The 16,122-nt window shown below is 68.7% G+C and carries 13 protein-coding genes and 2 pseudogenes; 9 read left to right on the forward strand and 6 right to left on the reverse strand.

Annotated elements, in window-relative coordinates; all coding sequences use genetic code 11:
- The first annotated feature begins 278 nt into the window (after positions 1 to 278).
- From StrepF001_RS42335 to StrepF001_RS42345, 4 genes are all read left to right on the forward strand, one after another.
- Positions 279 to 1,061, forward strand: coding sequence for a DUF899 domain-containing protein (locus tag StrepF001_RS42335; RefSeq protein ID WP_129803400.1), 783 nt, complete (start codon positions 279 to 281; stop codon positions 1,059 to 1,061).
- Between the two features lie 222 nt (positions 1,062 to 1,283).
- Positions 1,284 to 1,430 (forward strand): hypothetical protein, encoded by a 147-nt coding sequence (locus StrepF001_RS46080; protein ID WP_165396557.1) that lies wholly within the window; start codon positions 1,284 to 1,286, stop codon positions 1,428 to 1,430.
- Positions 1,431 to 2,005: 575 nt separating this feature from the next.
- Positions 2,006 to 4,726: a SpoIIE family protein phosphatase gene (locus StrepF001_RS42340; protein ID WP_129803410.1), complete on the forward strand. Its 2,721-nt coding sequence runs from the start codon at positions 2,006 to 2,008 to the stop codon at positions 4,724 to 4,726.
- A gap of 727 nt (positions 4,727 to 5,453) precedes the next feature.
- The gene (locus StrepF001_RS42345; protein WP_206307130.1) at positions 5,454 to 5,882 is read left to right on the forward strand and encodes a hypothetical protein; all 429 of its coding nucleotides are present in this window, start codon (positions 5,454 to 5,456) and stop codon (positions 5,880 to 5,882) included.
- Between the two features lie 114 nt (positions 5,883 to 5,996).
- Here StrepF001_RS42345 and StrepF001_RS49130 read toward each other — a convergent pair.
- A pseudogene (locus tag StrepF001_RS49130) lies at positions 5,997 to 6,197 on the reverse strand (NAD(P)-dependent oxidoreductase); the annotation flags it as partial.
- An 862-nt stretch (positions 6,198 to 7,059) separates the two neighbouring features.
- Between StrepF001_RS49130 and StrepF001_RS42360 the strand changes: the two are divergent.
- From StrepF001_RS42360 to StrepF001_RS42370, 3 genes are all read left to right on the forward strand, one after another.
- A complete protein-coding gene (locus StrepF001_RS42360) occupies positions 7,060 to 7,713 on the forward strand; it encodes an AmiS/UreI family transporter (protein ID WP_129803402.1) in 654 nt (217 codons plus the stop codon).
- 187 nt (positions 7,714 to 7,900) lie between these two features.
- Positions 7,901 to 9,148, forward strand: coding sequence for a formamidase (gene fmdA / locus StrepF001_RS42365; protein WP_129803403.1), 1,248 nt, complete (start codon positions 7,901 to 7,903; stop codon positions 9,146 to 9,148).
- Between the two features lie 1,020 nt (positions 9,149 to 10,168).
- Positions 10,169 to 11,815: an FAD-dependent oxidoreductase gene (locus tag StrepF001_RS42370; RefSeq protein ID WP_165396559.1), complete on the forward strand. Its 1,647-nt coding sequence runs from the start codon at positions 10,169 to 10,171 to the stop codon at positions 11,813 to 11,815.
- Here the strand turns inward: StrepF001_RS42370 and StrepF001_RS42375 are convergent.
- Entirely contained in the window at positions 11,779 to 12,090 is a 312-nt protein-coding gene (locus StrepF001_RS42375) for a YceI family protein (protein ID WP_240797960.1), read from the reverse strand. The genes StrepF001_RS42370 and StrepF001_RS42375 overlap by 37 nt on opposite strands.
- Positions 12,091 to 12,154: 64 nt before the next feature.
- Positions 12,155 to 12,772 (reverse strand): TOPRIM nucleotidyl transferase/hydrolase domain-containing protein, encoded by a 618-nt coding sequence (locus StrepF001_RS42380; RefSeq protein ID WP_129803405.1) that lies wholly within the window; start codon positions 12,770 to 12,772, stop codon positions 12,155 to 12,157.
- A gap of 173 nt (positions 12,773 to 12,945) precedes the next feature.
- On the opposite strand from StrepF001_RS42380, the gene StrepF001_RS42385 reads away from it, so the two are divergent.
- On the forward strand, positions 12,946 to 13,446 hold the full coding sequence (locus StrepF001_RS42385; RefSeq protein WP_129803406.1) for a DUF2975 domain-containing protein: 501 nt from the start codon (positions 12,946 to 12,948) through the stop codon (positions 13,444 to 13,446).
- A gap of 3 nt (positions 13,447 to 13,449) precedes the next feature.
- Here StrepF001_RS42385 and StrepF001_RS42390 read toward each other — a convergent pair whose 3' ends face one another.
- From StrepF001_RS42390 to StrepF001_RS49135, 3 genes are all read right to left on the reverse strand, one after another.
- The gene (locus StrepF001_RS42390; protein ID WP_129803407.1) at positions 13,450 to 13,899 is read right to left on the reverse strand and encodes an OsmC family protein; all 450 of its coding nucleotides are present in this window, start codon (positions 13,897 to 13,899) and stop codon (positions 13,450 to 13,452) included.
- A 166-nt stretch (positions 13,900 to 14,065) separates the two neighbouring features.
- Entirely contained in the window at positions 14,066 to 14,971 is a 906-nt protein-coding gene (locus tag StrepF001_RS42395) for an NmrA family NAD(P)-binding protein (protein WP_129803408.1), read from the reverse strand.
- Between the two features lie 381 nt (positions 14,972 to 15,352).
- A complete protein-coding gene (locus StrepF001_RS49135) occupies positions 15,353 to 15,505 on the reverse strand; it encodes a DUF6207 family protein (RefSeq protein WP_276322894.1) in 153 nt (50 codons plus the stop codon).
- Positions 15,506 to 15,883: 378 nt separating this feature from the next.
- Between StrepF001_RS49135 and StrepF001_RS42405 the strand changes: the two are divergent.
- Positions 15,884 to 16,122, forward strand: a pseudogene (locus StrepF001_RS42405) (hypothetical protein); the annotation flags it as partial.

The raw sequence follows: 16,122 nt of genomic DNA on the forward strand, positions 1-16,122 counted from the left end.
GAGGATGCCGTGGTTGACCAGGCGTTTCAACTTAACGCGCAGTCTCGTGCACCAGCCGCTGCCGGTCCGCCGCCGCACCCGCACCGCCACCCGTCGAACTCTCACGGAACACCCTCTGAGAGCGCATCTGTGGAGTTGTCAGCCCGAGGTGGTCCGTGCAGGCTCGGCCGAGGGCGCCCCTTGCCGCGATGAGTTCCGGCCGGGTCCCGAGTCTGTTCTGGTGACCGCCGTAGGGCGTCGTACGACGCTGCCCGGCACGCGACACCACGGAGGACGCCATGACGAACACGCCGAGTGACCCGACCACCGCGCTGCCCGGCCGCCCGCCCGTCGTTGACCTGGCCACCTGGCAGACCGCCCGCGACGAGCTTCTGGTCCGCGAGAAGGCCCACACCCGCGAGGGCGACGCCCTCGCCGCAGCCCGCCGCCGGCTGCCGATGGTGGAGCTCGACGGGACGGTCGAGGTCGTCGGACCCGACGGCCCGGTCCCGTTCCTGGAGCTGTTCCAGGGCCGCGACGAGCTCGTGGTCTACAAACACATGTGGTACGACGGCGCGCCGCACCAGGGGCAGTGCGAGGGCTGCACCACCACGGCCTGGCATCTGAAGGACGCCGTCTACCTCAACGCCCGTGGCGTCTCGTTCGCCATCCTGACCACAGGCCGGCCGGACGAGGTGGCCTCCTACGTCGAGTTCATGGGCTACACCCAGCCCTGGTACTCGGTGCGCGACGTGGACGAGCCGGTCGGCGGCAGCATGGGTTACCTCACCTGCTTCCTGCGCGACGGCGATCGCGTGTTCCTCACCTACTCCACGACGGGCCGTGGCAACGAGCGGGTCAACGGGTCCTTGGGTCTGCTCGACATGACGCCCTATGGTCGCGGCGAGGCGTGGGAGGACAACCCCGAGGGCTGGCCCGAGGGGCACAGCCCGTGCTGGTCCTGGCGTTCGGACGCGGACGGGAACGCCACCTGGGGCCCGACCAGCCGCCCCGTGCCACAGTGGACCCGCCCCGGCGCGACGCCCGTGGAGACCCTCGGCCGGCACGGCCACCACCACTGACACACCCTCGTCGACGGCCTCGGCAAAAGGTGTCACTGACCTTTCCTCTGAGTTGCCGGGGTGACATCACTTGATCCCTGCGGTAGTTCGTGGCCATGAGGTACGCGCAGGGTGGTGGCCTCACTCCGCAGGGTCAGGTCGCGCGGAAACGGGTGCGGGCGACAGGCCCTGCGCCCGTCGGGTCCTGCGAAGCGACCGAAGGTCGACGACAGTGACTTCGCCGTGCTCGAGCCGCTCCTGCTGGACGGCGCGATGGCCCAGGGCCGGGCGGATGAGTGGTGGACGCTTTCGCGGGTGAACGCGGGGTCGCTGGGGACGGTGATGCCGTTCAGGAGCCGGACCACGGTGCCGTCGTGGTCGATCCGGTAGCGGGAGCCGGCTCCCTCGTCGGCCTGGTACGCCATGCTCCCGCCCAGAACCGGCACGACGGGTTGGTCACCGCATCCTTCATACGCATGCGGGGCGCGGCGCCCTGCTCCGGTCCGCCGGTCAGTCGACGGCGCCGTCGGCCGTCAGCAGGCAGATCCAGGTGCCCGCGGCCGCGATCCAGCTGCCCGGACGGTCGGCCACGGGTGCCACGCCGCCGAGGGCGAGGCAAGTGGGTCACCGTCAGAAGTGCGGCCGGATCGTCCGGGGCTGCGAGAAGGCGGCCGGCGAGTACATCCAGGAGCACGACCCGGCTGCCGGTCCAGCGGATGCCTTCGCGGCGGCCGAGTGGATCTCCCGCTACGAACAGGTCCGCGAGGCCGTCCGCTCCGGTGGAGCCCGACGCTTGCGCATCCCCTGGAAGGGCGAGGTCACGTGGCGTTGGACGGCCGTCGCGCCCTGCGACACCCCGCTCCGGTTCCAACTCGAGCAGGGCCATAGCCACGGGGACGTTCTTCATGTAGGAATAGGGCCCAGTGAACGTTTTTCGCCATTTTCATGGCATATCTCCGCGGCTTCTGGTGGGCAGAAGCCCGCGAAGCGTCGCCGGCCAGGTGTTTCTCCTGCAGGTGGCGCTGATAGCGCTGCTGGTGGTGTGTGCCGTGGTGGCGCAGGTGCTGCAGTCGCAGCGGGCCGGCAGCGCGGAGGCCAAGCGCCGCTCCGTTGCCGTCGCCCAGACCTTCGCCCACTCCCCCGGCATCCTGTCCGCGCTGCAGGCCCCTGAGCCGTCGAAGGTGCTGCAGCCGCTCAGTGAGGCGGGCCGAAAGTCCGCCGGCGTCGACTTCATCGTCGTCATGGACACCCACGGCATCCGGTACACCCATCCCCAGCCGGACCGGATCGGCAAGCGCTTCGTGGGCCGGATCGACCCGTCGCTGGCGGGCCGCGTCCATACCGAGAGCGTCCACGGGCCACTGGGCCACGAGGTGCAGGCCACCGTCCCGGTCAACGACGGCGACGGCAAGGTGGTGGCGCTGGTCTCCGCCGGGCTGAAGGTCAAGACTGTCGCCAGCCACGCGGAGCGGCAGCTGCCCCTCATCCTGAGCGCCGGAGCGGCCGGCCTGGTGGTGACCACAGCCGGAACGGCGCTGGTCGGCAGGCGGCTGCAGCGGCAGACGCACAACCTGTGCCCGGACGAGATGACGCGGATGTACAAGCATCACGACGTGGTCCTGCACTCCGTGCGCGAAGGTGTGCTCATCGTGAGCGCGGACGCTCGGCTGCTGCTGGCGAACGACGAGGCCTCGCAGCTCCTCGACCTGCCCCAGGGCGCCGAGGGCAGGCCGGTGGCGGAGCTGCCGGGCCTCACCAGCGGCATTCGGGAACTGCTGACCTCCGGACGCAAGGCCACTGACGAGGTGCATGTCGCCGGGGAGCGCCTGCTCGCAGTCAACCAGAGGCCCGCTGGACCCGACGGCTGCGCCGGCAGCACGGTGATGACCTTGCGCGATTCCACCGAGCTGCGGGTGCTGTCCGGCCGGGCCGAGATGGCCCGCGAGCGCCTGAAACTGCTGTACGACGCAGGACTCGGTATCGGCACCAGCCTCGATGTGACGCGTACGGCCGAGGAGCTGGCCCACATCGCTGTTCCCCGATTCGCCGACTTTGTGACCGTGGACCTGGTCGATGCAGTGCTGCACGGCGAGGATCCGGTCGATGAGGGATCGGGTATGCGACGCACCGCCGTCAAGGGCATCCTGAAGGATCATCCCTTCTGCGAGGTCGGCTGCCTGATCGACTTCATTCCCTCAACACCGCACGCCCGCGGCCTGGGCACGGGCCGTTCGGAGCTCGTGTCCGATCTGGGCACCGCCACGGGGCTCCATCTGCAGGCCCCCGAGAGGCTGAAGAGGATCCAGGCATGCGGCATCCACTCCCTGGTCTCCGTCCCGATCCAAGCCCGCGGCGTCATGCTCGGCGTGGCGACCTTCTGGCGCTCCCGCAAGCCCGAGCCCTTCGACGAGGAGGAGCTGTCCCTGGCCGAAGAACTGGTCGCTCGCGCCGCGCTCAGCATCGACAACGCCCGCCGCTTCACCCGCGAGCACACCCTCGCCGTCGCCCTCCAGCGCAGTCTGCTCCCGCGCGCGCTGCCCGAGCAGAACGCATTTGAGGTCGCCTTCCGCTACCTGCCCGCCCAGTCGGGTGTCAGCGGCGACTGGTTCGACGTCATCCCCCTGCCCGGCGGCCGGGTGGCGCTGGTTGTCGGCGACGTCGTAGGCCACGGTCTGCACGCGGCGGCCACGATGGGCCGGCTGCGCACCGCGGTGCACAACTTCTCAACCCTCGACCTACCCCCTGACGACCTGCTGAGCCGTCTCGACGATCTGGTCAGCCGTATCGACCAGGATGAGTCGGATTCGGACCGCGACTCCGGCGTCATCGGCGCCACCTGCCTTTATGCCATTTACGACCCGGTCGAGCGCCGCTGTGTCATGGCCCGTGCCGGACACCTGGCCCCCGCCCTGGTGAGCCCCGACGGCGACGTGACGTTCGCCGACGTGCCGACGGGCCTGCCGCTGGGCCTTGGCGGCATGCCGTTCCAGACTGCCGAACTCCAACTGGCGGAAGGCACCCAGATCGTCTTCTACACCGACGGGCTCATCGAGGACCGCGCGCGGGACCTCGATGTCGGCATGGACATGCTGCGCGAGGCCCTCGCCCGGCACCCCGACCGCTCTCCCGACCAACACTGCCAGGCCGTGGTGGACGAACTCCTCCACGGGCGCCCCAAGGACGACATCGCAGTCCTCGTCGCCCGCACGCTCGCCACACCGGCTGACCGGGTCGCGGACTGGGACGTGCCCTGCGACCCCGCCGCCGTTGCCGGAATGCGCGCCGCTGTGTCACAGAAGCTGGAGGAGTGGGGCCTGTCCGACCTCGCCTTCGGTATGGAACTCGTGCTCAGCGAGCTGATCACCAACGCCATCCGCCACGGTTCGCCGCCCGTCCACGTGCGCCTTCTGCGTGACCGCACCCTGACCTGCGAGGTGTCCGACGGCAGCAGCACCTCGCCGCATCTGCGGTACGCCGCCACCACCGATGAGGGCGGCCGCGGACTGTTCCTGGTCGCCCAGGTGGCCGACCGCTGGGGTACTCGGTACACCCCGCGGGGCAAGGTCATCTGGGCCGAGCAGGCCATAGCTGCCCATGACGCGCCACCGGCGTACCGAGCCCGGCCTCCCGTGCAGCGGCAACCAGGCCGTACGGTGCCCGAGGACGATGCGCGTAGCGCACTGTGAGCCGCGACCGTTCCCCTTGCTGCTCCGGCCCGCCGCCGTGGCCTCCAGCATGCCGCCAAGGACGGCGTTCAGGGTTCCTTTGCTGGAGGTGTTCGCCGTCCACCCGACGCGGCAGCCGGGCCACCAGCCTGCCCACCTGCACGAATCTCCGCCCCGAACGAGCTGAAAGGGTCAGTCAGCAAGCTGACGGTCACTCATGCAAGATCCAGGTCAGGACGGGCTGGTTCCGTCCACCGGGCCCGGCGCCCGGAGAATGAGCCTCCGACCGACACCGCGGGTGGAGCTGCGACGCGCTGAACGAGCAGACCGTCGTCGCTCCCGGGACCGGCACCCTCGGCATCGTCATCCCCTCCCTGAGGCCTCAGCTCCAATGCGGGGCGGAGCGGATGCTCGCCGCACTCGATTGCTCTGAATGAACCAGCTCAGCATGCCGCCACGCCCCGACTCACCCGCCTCGGCCGGGAAAACAGAGACACGGCACTTGTGAGCTAGTTCACTAATAAACGACTGGACTGATAAGAATCACAGACTTTAACCTCCTTGGAGACATACAAGCCTTATAGGCGATTTACGCAGCGCGGCGGATCGGTCACGAAACAGGAACGGGTCAACCGGCGACCTGTCGGACAGCCGCCCGTCCAGAGACTTCAGCGCTCATGAGGAAGATGCGGCGTACCTCCGCACGTCGGCATCACCAGTGGGCAACTCGAGCCCGGAAGGTGGACAAGTGAGCGAAGACGCCGTATGGGTCAGAGGCGTGACCGGCATCCAACTGCATCACGTCACCAATCTCCAGGACGCTCGACGGTTCCTGGGCAACGCTGTCATGGCCCTGAGCGCCGCCCATGTGAGAACCGGTGACGCCAGGTTCTCCGGTCTCGCCGACCAGCTCAAAGGCATGGTCGCCGAAGCACACGCCTTGGAGGGCGAGGCCCGGGAGAGCATGCATCGGCTGCACTCCACGGATCCCGAACGGTTTGTCCGCTGCCGGGAGGGCGAAGAACCCTGGCCGGACGAGCTCCAGGGGGGCTTCATCCCCCGCCACACCTGCCAGGACAAGTGCCTCTACCACGACCACGACGTGTTGGACGGCATCCTGCAGTGCACCTGCGGCCGACCCCCGTGCCGCGCGTGCGCGATAGCGGGCTCGCCCTGACACGTACGCCGGGGCACGGCATCCGGCCAGGTCGTATGGGGCTGCTGCTGCCCAGGCGGCGACGGCCCCGCCGACTCCCATCCTGTGCGTCGACCGTGTACGAGCGAGCCCTGTCCCGGACCCCGCAAGCCTGCCGTCCTGCACGATGAGGTACTCCTGACGGATCGGGCAGTTGTCGAACCAGCGCTCCAGGCTCTCCCGGACGACGTCACCGTCGTAGCCCGCCAGATGACCGCTCTCCAAAGCGCGTGCCACGGCGTCCCGGTCGAAGATCAGCGCGCGGGCCGTGTTGGCGATGCAGGTTCCGCACTTCATGGCGGGTGGTGACCCACTCGTGGCGGGCAGGTAGCTGTCGACGACGGCGAGTATCTGCATGACCGCGTACTCCGCGACGCTGTTGCTGTTGCTGTTGCTGTTGCTGTTGGTGATCTCCGCAACGGTGATGTCGTGAAGTCGAGGTCCTGGGGTGGGCGCCCTCCCCTCCGTTCCCTCGCCGGAGGCCGGCACGCAGACGTCAGGCCGCGCCGCACATCGAACCACTCCCCTGACCGGCTGAATCACCGCGTGGGCAACGCCCCGACCGCGTCGGGGAATTCAGCGGACACGGCACATGCACCACCGCCGTGCGGCCTGGGTGTCCGCGTCGTGTCCGGCCCCTTTCGCACGGCGGCCCAGGGCGGCGCCCAGAGCATTTTCGACTCGCCTTGACACGCCGTCCTCCAAGGCGTTGCCTGGAATTGAGAGATCGCGACCAGATCCGCGCGCATGGCCTGGGGCTGGAAGCGCGGCCAGCTGGAGATGACTCCTCATGGCGACCTACGAGTACTCCTGCAATCGGTGCGGATCGTTCGACGTACAGCTGCCGATCGGCACCGCGCCCGCCGAGCAGGGCTGCCCGCAGTGCTCGAATACGGCTCGGCGTGTGTACTCGTCGCCCGCGACCGCCTTCACGTCGCCTGCCGTCGCAGGCCTGCGCGGGCAAGAGGAGAAGTCTCGGGAAAACCCCGCGGTGGTCACGCGGGTGCCTCCCAAGGCTGCTGCGCGGAGACCGGTCCATCCGGCGGTCGCCCGGCTTCCTCGGCCCTGAGAGGGAAATCGCGCACAACTGCTTTTCGGTCGCATGACCGCCCGGCAGGCGCATCGCTCGCGAGAGCGGAACATCGGGAGGTGTGTCCCCTTGGCCAACGTCGGACTTCTCTTCGTTGGCGCGGTGCTGTTCCTGAACGGGTTGATGCTGCTGGGCAAGGTGGACAGCCGGGCAGCCGCCATATTCAACCTGTTCGTGGGCGGGCTTCAGGTCGTGACACCCACCTATCTCATCATCGCCGCAAATCAGGATCCCGACCAAATTCTGCTGGCATCGGGCATCTTCCTCTTCGGTTTCACGTACCTGTATGTGGGAGTGGGACTGCTCATGGGGCTCGACACGACGGGCGTGGGCTATTACTCACTGTTCGTGTCGATCGTGGCCCTGGGTTATTCCTTCGTCAGCTTCCGGCAGTTCGGCGATCAGCCGTTTGGAGTGATATGGCTCTACTGGGCCTTCCTCTGGTTCCTCTTCTTCCTGCTACTGGGACTGAAACTGGAGGCGCTGACGCCCTATGTCGGCTGGGTGACCGCGATAGAAGGCTGGGTGACCGGCGTCATACCAGCATTCCTGCTGCTGTCCGGTTACTGGGTTGCCGAGAACTTCTATGAGATCGCGATCGCGCTGGGCGCGTTTGGCGTGCTGGTCTTCACCGCGCTGTGGTTCGTGCTTCGCCGGAGGGGGCCCGGCAGGCCTGCCGAGGAGTACGGCGCTCCGAGCTACCCGGCAGGTAGCCCCGGCTAGCGGTTCCGCCGGGCCGGACGATCGCCGCCGACACCAAAACTCGTCACCCCGAGCGCAGGAGGTGGTTGAGGGAGACGCAAGAAGAGGCATGAGGGGCTACCCGGGGCATCCCCGGTGCTGGGGCCCCGGGCGCCCCCGGGCGCTACGTCGCACCCCTTCACCGGTACAGAGAATATGAGGAGTTCACATGCCTGAAGTAATCTTCAGCGTCGACCAGTCCCGGTCGATGCGCGACCAGACTGTACCTGGACACAACAGGTGGCATCCTGACGTCCCGGTCGTCGCGATGGTCCGCCCGGGAGACGAGTTCCGCGTCGAATGCCGCGAATGGACCGACGCGCAGATCGGCAACAACGACTCTGCCAATGACGTGCGCGATGTCGACTTGAACGCCACACACATGCTCAGTGGGCCGATAGGCGTCGAAGGCGCGGAGCCGGGCGACCTGCTTGTCGTGGACATCCTCGACCTCGGGCCGGTACCGCAGCAAGTCGGGGAGGCGCCGGGTCAGGGCTGGGGATATACGGGCGTCTTCGCCAAGGCCAACGGTGGAGGCTTCCTGACGGACTACTTCCCAGACGCCTACAAGGCGATATGGGACTTCCACGGGCAAGTGGCGACGTCCAGGCACCTACCCGGTGTCCACTTCACCGGCATCACCCACCCCGGTCTCTTCGGCACCGCGCCCTCAGCGGAACTGCTGGAGAGGTGGAACAGGCGCGAGCAGGCCCTCATCGACACCGACCCCGACCGGATCCCGCCTCTGGGACTCGCGCCCGAGCCCGATCAGTCCCTCGTCGGCAAGGCGACCGGATCGGAAGCCGAAAGCATCGCCCGGACAGGGGCGCGCACCGTTCCCGCACGGGAGAACGGCGGCAACCACGACATCAAGAACTTCACTCGCGGATCGCGCGTCTTCTACCCCGTGCACGTCAAGGACGCCAAGCTGTCGGGCGGTGATCTGCACTTCAGCCAGGGGGACGGCGAGATCACCTTCTGCGGCGCCATCGAGATGGGCGGCTACATCGACTTCCACGTCGATCTGATCAAGGGTGGCATGGAGAAGTACGGCATCAGCACCAACCCCGTCTTCATGCCGGGCAATGTCGAACCGCGGTACTCGGAGTTCCTTTCCTTCATCGGGATCTCCGTGGACCACGACACCGACACCAACTACTACATGGACGCGACGGTCGCCTACCGCCGCGCCTGCCTCAACGCCGTCGAGTACCTGAAGAGGTTCGGCTACACCGGAGAACAGGCCTACCTGCTCCTCGGCGCAGCCCCCATCGAGGGACGCATCAGCGGGATCGTCGACATCCCCAACGCCTGCTGCTCCCTCTACCTCCCGACCGGAATCTTCGACTTCGACGTCCGTCCCACCGCGGAGGGACCGAAGACCGCCGACCGCGGTCAGTGCGCGGTGTCCAGCTGAGGCCGACGGCTCACCCTGACCGGGGACCCCGCCGCCGGACCTTCTCCGGACCGCACCAGCCGCCCGGAGGCCGAGTCCCGCCTGGAAAAGCCGCGGTTGGCGCTCAGCGCCTGTGCCGAGGCGGCGGGCCGGCCTCGGGGCTGTACGGGGGGGGTGGCCGCACCGCGTCACGGCAAAGCCACACGAGTACGCGGTCGGCCGCACCCCTCCCTTCACGGCCGATCGTCAAGGCCTCCTCGTACCGGCCCAGCTCCCGCAATCCGGAGGTCAGTTCGCTCAGCACGCGCGCGCCCGCACCAACGGCACGCGCCCCAGCTCCCGCAACGACATGGCCCGCAGCAGCCCGGCGTACCCGTCACAGGCGGCCACGGACTCCTCCGTACGGCCGAGGTCACCACCCACACCAGCGCGTACGTACGCAGCGCGCCCGGCAGACCACCCAGCGCCAGCTCCCGGCGCATGGGGATGAGACGGCGGCACGCCGCCACACCCTCCCGCGCCGACGCCAGCGCCTCGTCGAGCCGCCCCAGCTCGAACTGCGCCTGTCCCCGAAGGTGCGGCAGAAACGCCCGCTGTGCCGGCAACCACCGTGCGCTTGATACGGCCGGCGACGCCTTCGACGATGCCACTGGAGTAGGGCAACGGTCAGCCGACGGTTACGGCCTCGAGGTCTTCGACGGCGGTCGCGCGTGTACGTGCGGACAGGCTTGCGGTCCATCCGCAGGGTCGGAGCAGTGCGCGCGACAGGTGAAGGGGCCCTTCGTGCGTGCGAGGCTCGTGCAGACCAAGTGCGTCACCAAGCCCACTGGTTCACCGATGTGCGGAAGATGCGAACATGGCGAGCCCAGCGTTCCGATCTTGCGGGTGCCCCCCTAGCGTCCCGGCGACGACGCCGCCGAAGGGGAGGACGCGATGCCGGGACGCAGGCAGGTACTGGGCTGGGGTGGATCGCTGGCGGCAGCCGGAGCGTTCGGACTCCGGCCTGCGAAGGCGACCGCGGCGCAGCGGACCCGAACGAGAGTGGCTGTACTCGGCGGTGGTATCGGCGGCCTGACCGCGGCCCACGAGCTCGCCGAGCGAGGCTTCGACGTCACCGTGTACGACCGGCGAGCGGAGTGGGGCGGTAAGGCGCGCAGCCTGCCGGTGACCGGCACGGCCACCGGTGGCCGCCGCGACCTGCCCGGTGAACACGGCCATCGAGGCTTCTTCGGCTTCTACACCAACCTTCCGGACACCATGCGGCGCATCCCCTTCGGTGACCGGACACACGGCGTCTGGGACAACCTCGTCACCGTCCCCTACTTCGCGTTCAACAGAGAGGACGGCAAGGGCGACCTCTACCTCCCCACGATCCCGCCCGACACCCGCACCCTCGACCCCGCCACCCTCCCTCTCGTGATCGAGGGTTTGTTGCGCACCATGCCCCAGCTCCTCCCCCACGAGTGCGTGTTGCTCGGCCGGAAACTCGCCATCCTCATGACGAGCTGCGACGAGCGCCAGTTCGGGCAGTGGGAGCACACCGGCTGGCTCGACTTCATCGAATACGAGGGCAAGTCGGACTTCTACCAGGTGATGTGGGGCGGCTCGGCGAAGGTCATCGAGGCTCTGCGGCCGGAGACCGCCAGCACCCGGACCTGCGGACAGGGCATCTCGAAGATCCTCTACTCCATGCTCGGGATGGGGCCCGACGGCCCCTTCGACCGGATCCTCGACGGCCCCACCAGCGAACGCTTCATCGACCCGTGGGTGCGGCACCTCACATCGCTGGGCGTCCGCTTCGTCACCGGGCATCTCGTCGAAGCCCTCGAACTGGGCTCCGACGGGCGCGTCACGGCCGCTCACGCCCGCACCGCGGCCGGTCCCGCACGGATCGACGCCGACTGGTATGTGGCCGCTCTCCCCGTGGACCGCGTACGGCAGTTGTGGTCTCCCGAGATCCGGGCGGCCGATCCTCAACTCGCCAAGATGGACCGACTGCGCACCACGTGGTGCCAGGGCATCATGTACTACCTCAAGGAGACCTTCCGCGGCCCCGTCTCCCACCTCGCCCTCATGGACTCCCCGTGGGCACTGGCCCCCGTCGGGCAGTCCCGCTTCTGGTCCGATCCCTTCACCGAGACCTGGGGCGACGGCACGGCCGCCGAATCCCTCTCCGTCGTCATCTCCGACTGGGACACACCCGGCCCCCTCTACGGCAGACCGGCCAAGGAATGCACTCCGAAGGAGATCTCGGAGGAAGTCTGGGCGCAGATGAAGGCAGGCCTCGAGGACAACGGCGATGTCATCCTCCCCGACGGCATCGTCCATTCCTGGTTCCTCGATCCGGCCGTCACCCAGACCGCCGTCGGCAGGCTCGAGAACGACGACACCTACTTCCTCAACGACGTCTCCTCCTGGCACCTGCGATCCGAAGCCGTCACCGCCATCCCCAACCTCTTCCTCGCCGGCGACCACGTGCGCGCCCACAGCAACCTCGACTTCACATCCATGGAGACCGCCAACGAGACCGGCCGCCGCGCCGCCAACGCCGTGCTGGAGGCCGCCGGTGCCGACGGCGCCGACGAGGTCCGTCTCCTCGGCGGCGTCGAACCACCCGGATTCGCCGAGCTCAAGGCCGCCGACCACATCCGCTACCGGCTGGGCCTGCCGCACGTCCTCGATATCTGAGAGGACGGTTCGTGGAAGCCGGCCCGGAACCTGCCCTGTGGATCGTTCTCGGCACCGGTCAGTTCGCAGCCCACGGTGACCTGCTTGGTCACGCCGCGGATGGTCAGGTCACCAGTGACCTTGAAGTTGGTCTTGCCGACCTGCTGCACCCCGATCGAGCTGAAGCTGATCGTGCCCGGGTGCATGGTCTGCACGAAGAGGAACGGCACGGTCGCCCGGTCGAGCCCCAGCTCGGCGATCACCGGCACCAACGCGTGCCGGCGCTCGCGACGCACCCGCCGCACCTCGCCGAGTCCGGCCTCCGTCGCCGGAGTCCTGGCAACGAGCGCCCGGCGTCGGTCACAGGCTCGTGAGGAGGTCGTCGAGCGGGGCCGGTGCCTGTTCGGGGTCGAGGGTTTCCACCAGGAGACGGCCGTAGCGGATCTTGCGGCCCTTCTTCGTGCCGAGGAAGCGCCGCAGCTGCTGCTGCCGGGGCCGACCGTGGTGTGCGGGCTGGCGCAGGAAGGTCTGCCAGGCACGCAGGTCGCCCTCCGCCCGGATGATCTCCTCGACCCGTGCCGTGCCCAGCGCACGGATGAGCTCGTCCTCCAGGTCCGCCACGCACACGAAGAAGCCCCGATGCGGCGCCCGGGCCCGCTTCCAGCCGCGGTCGTAAAAGCTCTGCTCGCCCTCGTCGCACAGTCCCCTCAGGCGCAGGCCAAGACCGGGCGGCCCGAGAAGACCGGCGTAACGGCCGACGCTCATCGCCCCGCCCATCGCCACGACGCACACCCCTTCGGCGGCCAGGTCCCGGCCACGCCGGGCGGCCAGCTCCTCGACGGCCGCGAGATCACTCAGTCCTTCCAGCAGCACCGCCGTCCGCAGCCCCAGCTGCACAGCCAGATCACCCGCCGCTCCGCCGGGACCGCCGGCCGCCCAGCGGCTGACTGCGTCCCGGAACGCCCCCATGTCTGCCATGGAGCGAGTCTGCACCTTCAGCAACCGGCACAGCACGGAATTTTCGGCGGCCCTGCTCGACATGCCCGGCGCCCTTGCCGTCTGTACCGGTGTCCCACCTCGTCGGCCCACCTCTTGCCACATCTATCGAGTATCGATAGATTTACATCGTTGCTCGATCATAGGGAGAGGCGATGGGAAAGCTGACAGTGCTTGCGCTGCGCGCCGTGCTGGTGGTGCTGCTCGTCGGCTCGGTGTTCGTGCAGGCGGTGATGGTGCCGCTGCTGGCCATCGACCTGCAGGATCTCGACGCGGACATCGCACACGTGCGCACTCCGACCCTCGTGATCGCGGTACTGGGGATGGTGACGGTCCAGGTCGTCCTGGTCTGCGTGTGGCGACTGGTGACGATGGTTCGACGGGGAACGGTGTTCTCCCACGCAGCCTTCCGGTACGTGCACTTCGTGATCGGCGCGATGGTGACGGCCGCGCTCCTGGTGTTCGCGCTCGGTGCGGTCCTGGCGCCGGGCGAGGCCGTGCCCCCGGGCATGGTGCTCCTGCTGGGCGGGGCCGCCCTGGCGGTCCTGGGGGTCGCGCTGATCGTGCTCGTGCTGCGGTGCTCGAGTGCCTGCCGGGAGTCCTTCTGGGCTGGGAGGCCGAGGAAACAGCGGACGGGTGACACCTGCCGTCGGTGAGACTCAGCTTGGTTGCGTCCTATTGATCGTCGCGGTCACGGGCGTGCCGATCTCGAGCGTGCGGCTGACCGTACAGAGACGGTCATGGGAGGTCTTGACCGCGCGGGGAAGAATCGCGCGGGCGCGATCCGCACCCTCACCGTCCGGGAAGGCGACGGTGAAGGTGACCACGAGGTTGGTCATGCGGTTGCCGAGCTCGTCACTGATCTTGTCGCCGGTCACCGCGACAGAGAACCCGATGGGCTCCGCGTGGCGGCTGGTGGAGATATCGACGTCCGCGGCCGTGCAGCCCCCGATCGCGGCGAGCAACAGCTCGACCGGGGTGAACTCGGTCTCCCGGCCGGCATCGGAGGCCGTACCGAAACTGATCGATCCGCCGCGGGCGTTGGTCGCGACGAAGTGGCCTGCGCTGGTTCGCTCGACGACAACGGAACGCTCGGAGTTTTCGCTCATGCCGTCGACAGTAGTGCCACAGAGCGTCGGGGCCGCGGAGGTCGACCGGAGCGGGTGCGGGCACAGTGTGCTGTACGCCGACCACGAGGCCGCACTTCCCCGGCCGTCACGCGAGCCGCACTCGAACGAGCCACTCGTCGGCGTTGTACGTGTCGGCCGGTGCGGCTCAGCCCAGGTAGAAGTCCTTGCGAGCGGCCACGAACGCCTCGACCGATCGAGCAGGTACGCCCGTGACGTGCTGTACGTCGTCCGTCGCGCGGTCGTAGCGGTTCTCGCGGTGCAGTCGGGCCATGGTGGCGATGTGCTCTTCGGTGTGCGACGGCAGGCCCGCCTTGGCGAGGACTTCGGCCCGCCACCGGTCCAGCGGCACGTCCACATAGGACACCGGAGAGCCCAACGCCCGCGAGAACTCCTCGGCCATCTCCGTCATGTCGACCGTGCGCGGGCCGGTGAGCTCGTAGACGTGTCCGATGTGTGGGGCCGGGTCGCGCAGCACGGTGGCGACCACTCGGGCGACGTCCTCCACAGCGACCGGCGAGGTGCGCCCGGTGCCGAACGGCAGCGCGATCGTGCCGTTCTCCCGGATCGAGCGGGCCGGCAGCGTGGTGAACAGTGGGTTGTCCAGGAAAGACGTCGGCCGGATGTGTACCACCGGCAGGCCCGACCAGTTCAGTACCTGTTCCGCCAGCCAGTGCAGGCGCTGCTGGTGCGACTCCGCAGTGCTGGTGGCGGTCATCTGCGACACCGTCATCTGGGACATGCTCACCAGGGCGTCCAGGTTTCCGTGCTCGCGCGCCACGCTGGCCACCACGGTGGCTGCCAGCAGATGGTCCGGCGATACGGGCATCGCGAAGTACATCCTGCCGACGCCTTCCAGCGCGGCCGCGACGCTCTCGGGCCGGGTCAGATCGCCGAGGACGACCTCCGCGCCGAGCCCACGCAGCTCAGCCGCACGGTCGTCGTCGCGGCGCACCATCGCACGTACGGGCACGTCCTGCGCGCGCAGTTGCTCAAGGACCGTGCGGCCCACGTCACCGGCGTTGCCGAGGAGAACTAGGTTGCTGGCGACCATCGGTTGGTCTCCTTAGCTGAGTCGGGGTGATCACACGTGCGCGCCCCGTGCCGTGGGGTGCGCCACCGGTCTCGGGGAAGGTTGACCCGGCGGCACCGGCCGCAGCAAGCGGTCGGGCCGAAGGCCGGCGCTGCCTCTGCGTCTTCCGAGCGAGGAGTTCCGCTTGGCCCGGGACCCGGAGAGGGGGCCGCACCAGCGTGACACTCGCCGGACGGCCGTGCCCTGGAAGGTGACCGGAGATCGTCCCATCAGCCTAGAAGGGCCAAGCCCACAGCACCGCGGAATGGGGCCCGAGTTCCCTCCGGGCCCAGTCCTCGAGATCGAGGCCGGCGTGGTCCTTGGTCCGGCGGTGCTGAATCCGGTGCAGCCGGACGCCACCGTTCAGGCGTTGTCGATCATTGCACTGAGCTTCCTCGTGTTCCTTGCCGGGCCAGAGATGTCCTGGGCAGAGATGTCCTGGACAGTCCCATCGTCCGCGCCCGCCACATCGATGACGAGCAGGTCGGGTTCGGCCACATGCGTTTCCTGGAGCATGCAGTGAGGCCTGGCCCGTCACCACGGGGGGAGTGACGGACCAGGCCTGAGTCCACGGTGCCACAGCCGCCTCTGGTGTGCTCGTCCTCCGGGCAAAGTCGTCGAAGGCAGCGCGACTCGTGACGGGGTGGGGACGGTGCTGCAGGTGGGCCCGCAGCAGTGCGCATTGAGTGGTGTGCATCGTGAATTCGCAGGTCACGGGTCTGGTGTAAGTAACGAGTCGGGTACTCGCGCTGGTCGGTGGCCGATGACCATGGTGTAGATCATCGGGCGGGTCCGGTTCGGCGGGATGCCGGGTTCGGCTACGCCCGCGACCGGCCCTCGCCTACGATCCGTCAGCAGGTCGGCACGCCACGAGACCGCGGGAGGGCTGTGGGGATGCAGGAGCGGCAGTGGATCACCGCTCGCCGGAGCGAACTGGACGCTCTTGCCGAGCAGGCCCGGGCCGACGGCGAGGCTGTCGCTCCGGTAGCGGCGCAGGTGGCCGGGCGGGCGGTCCTGTCCATTCCGCACCGCAGCGACGCGGCCGACGAGGGCGCGCTGCCCGGCGACTACCGCAGGATCCTGGCGATCGTGCGGGAGGCCGGCGGCCCGGTGCAGGGCAGGGCGGTGGGGCG

The sequence above is a fragment of the Streptomyces sp. F001 genome, assembly GCF_004187715.1.
Lineage (GTDB): Bacteria > Actinomycetota > Actinomycetes > Streptomycetales > Streptomycetaceae > Streptomyces > Streptomyces flavusporus.

Bases quoted from the DNA above. Each gene is read 5' to 3' on its own strand.
- StrepF001_RS42335 (WP_129803400.1), top strand. From the start codon at position 279: ATGACGAACACGCCGAGTGACCCGACCACCGCGCTGCCCGGCCGCCCG.
- fmdA (WP_129803403.1), top strand. From the start codon at position 7,901: ATGCCTGAAGTAATCTTCAGCGTCGACCAGTCCCGGTCGATGCGCGAC.
- StrepF001_RS42380 (WP_129803405.1), bottom strand. From the start codon at position 12,772: ATGGCAGACATGGGGGCGTTCCGGGACGCAGTCAGCCGCTGGGCGGCC.
- StrepF001_RS42385 (WP_129803406.1), top strand. From the start codon at position 12,946: ATGGGAAAGCTGACAGTGCTTGCGCTGCGCGCCGTGCTGGTGGTGCTG.
- StrepF001_RS42390 (WP_129803407.1), bottom strand. From the start codon at position 13,899: ATGAGCGAAAACTCCGAGCGTTCCGTTGTCGTCGAGCGAACCAGCGCA.
- StrepF001_RS42395 (WP_129803408.1), bottom strand. From the start codon at position 14,971: ATGGTCGCCAGCAACCTAGTTCTCCTCGGCAACGCCGGTGACGTGGGC.
- StrepF001_RS49135 (WP_276322894.1), bottom strand. From the start codon at position 15,505: ATGCTCCAGGAAACGCATGTGGCCGAACCCGACCTGCTCGTCATCGAT.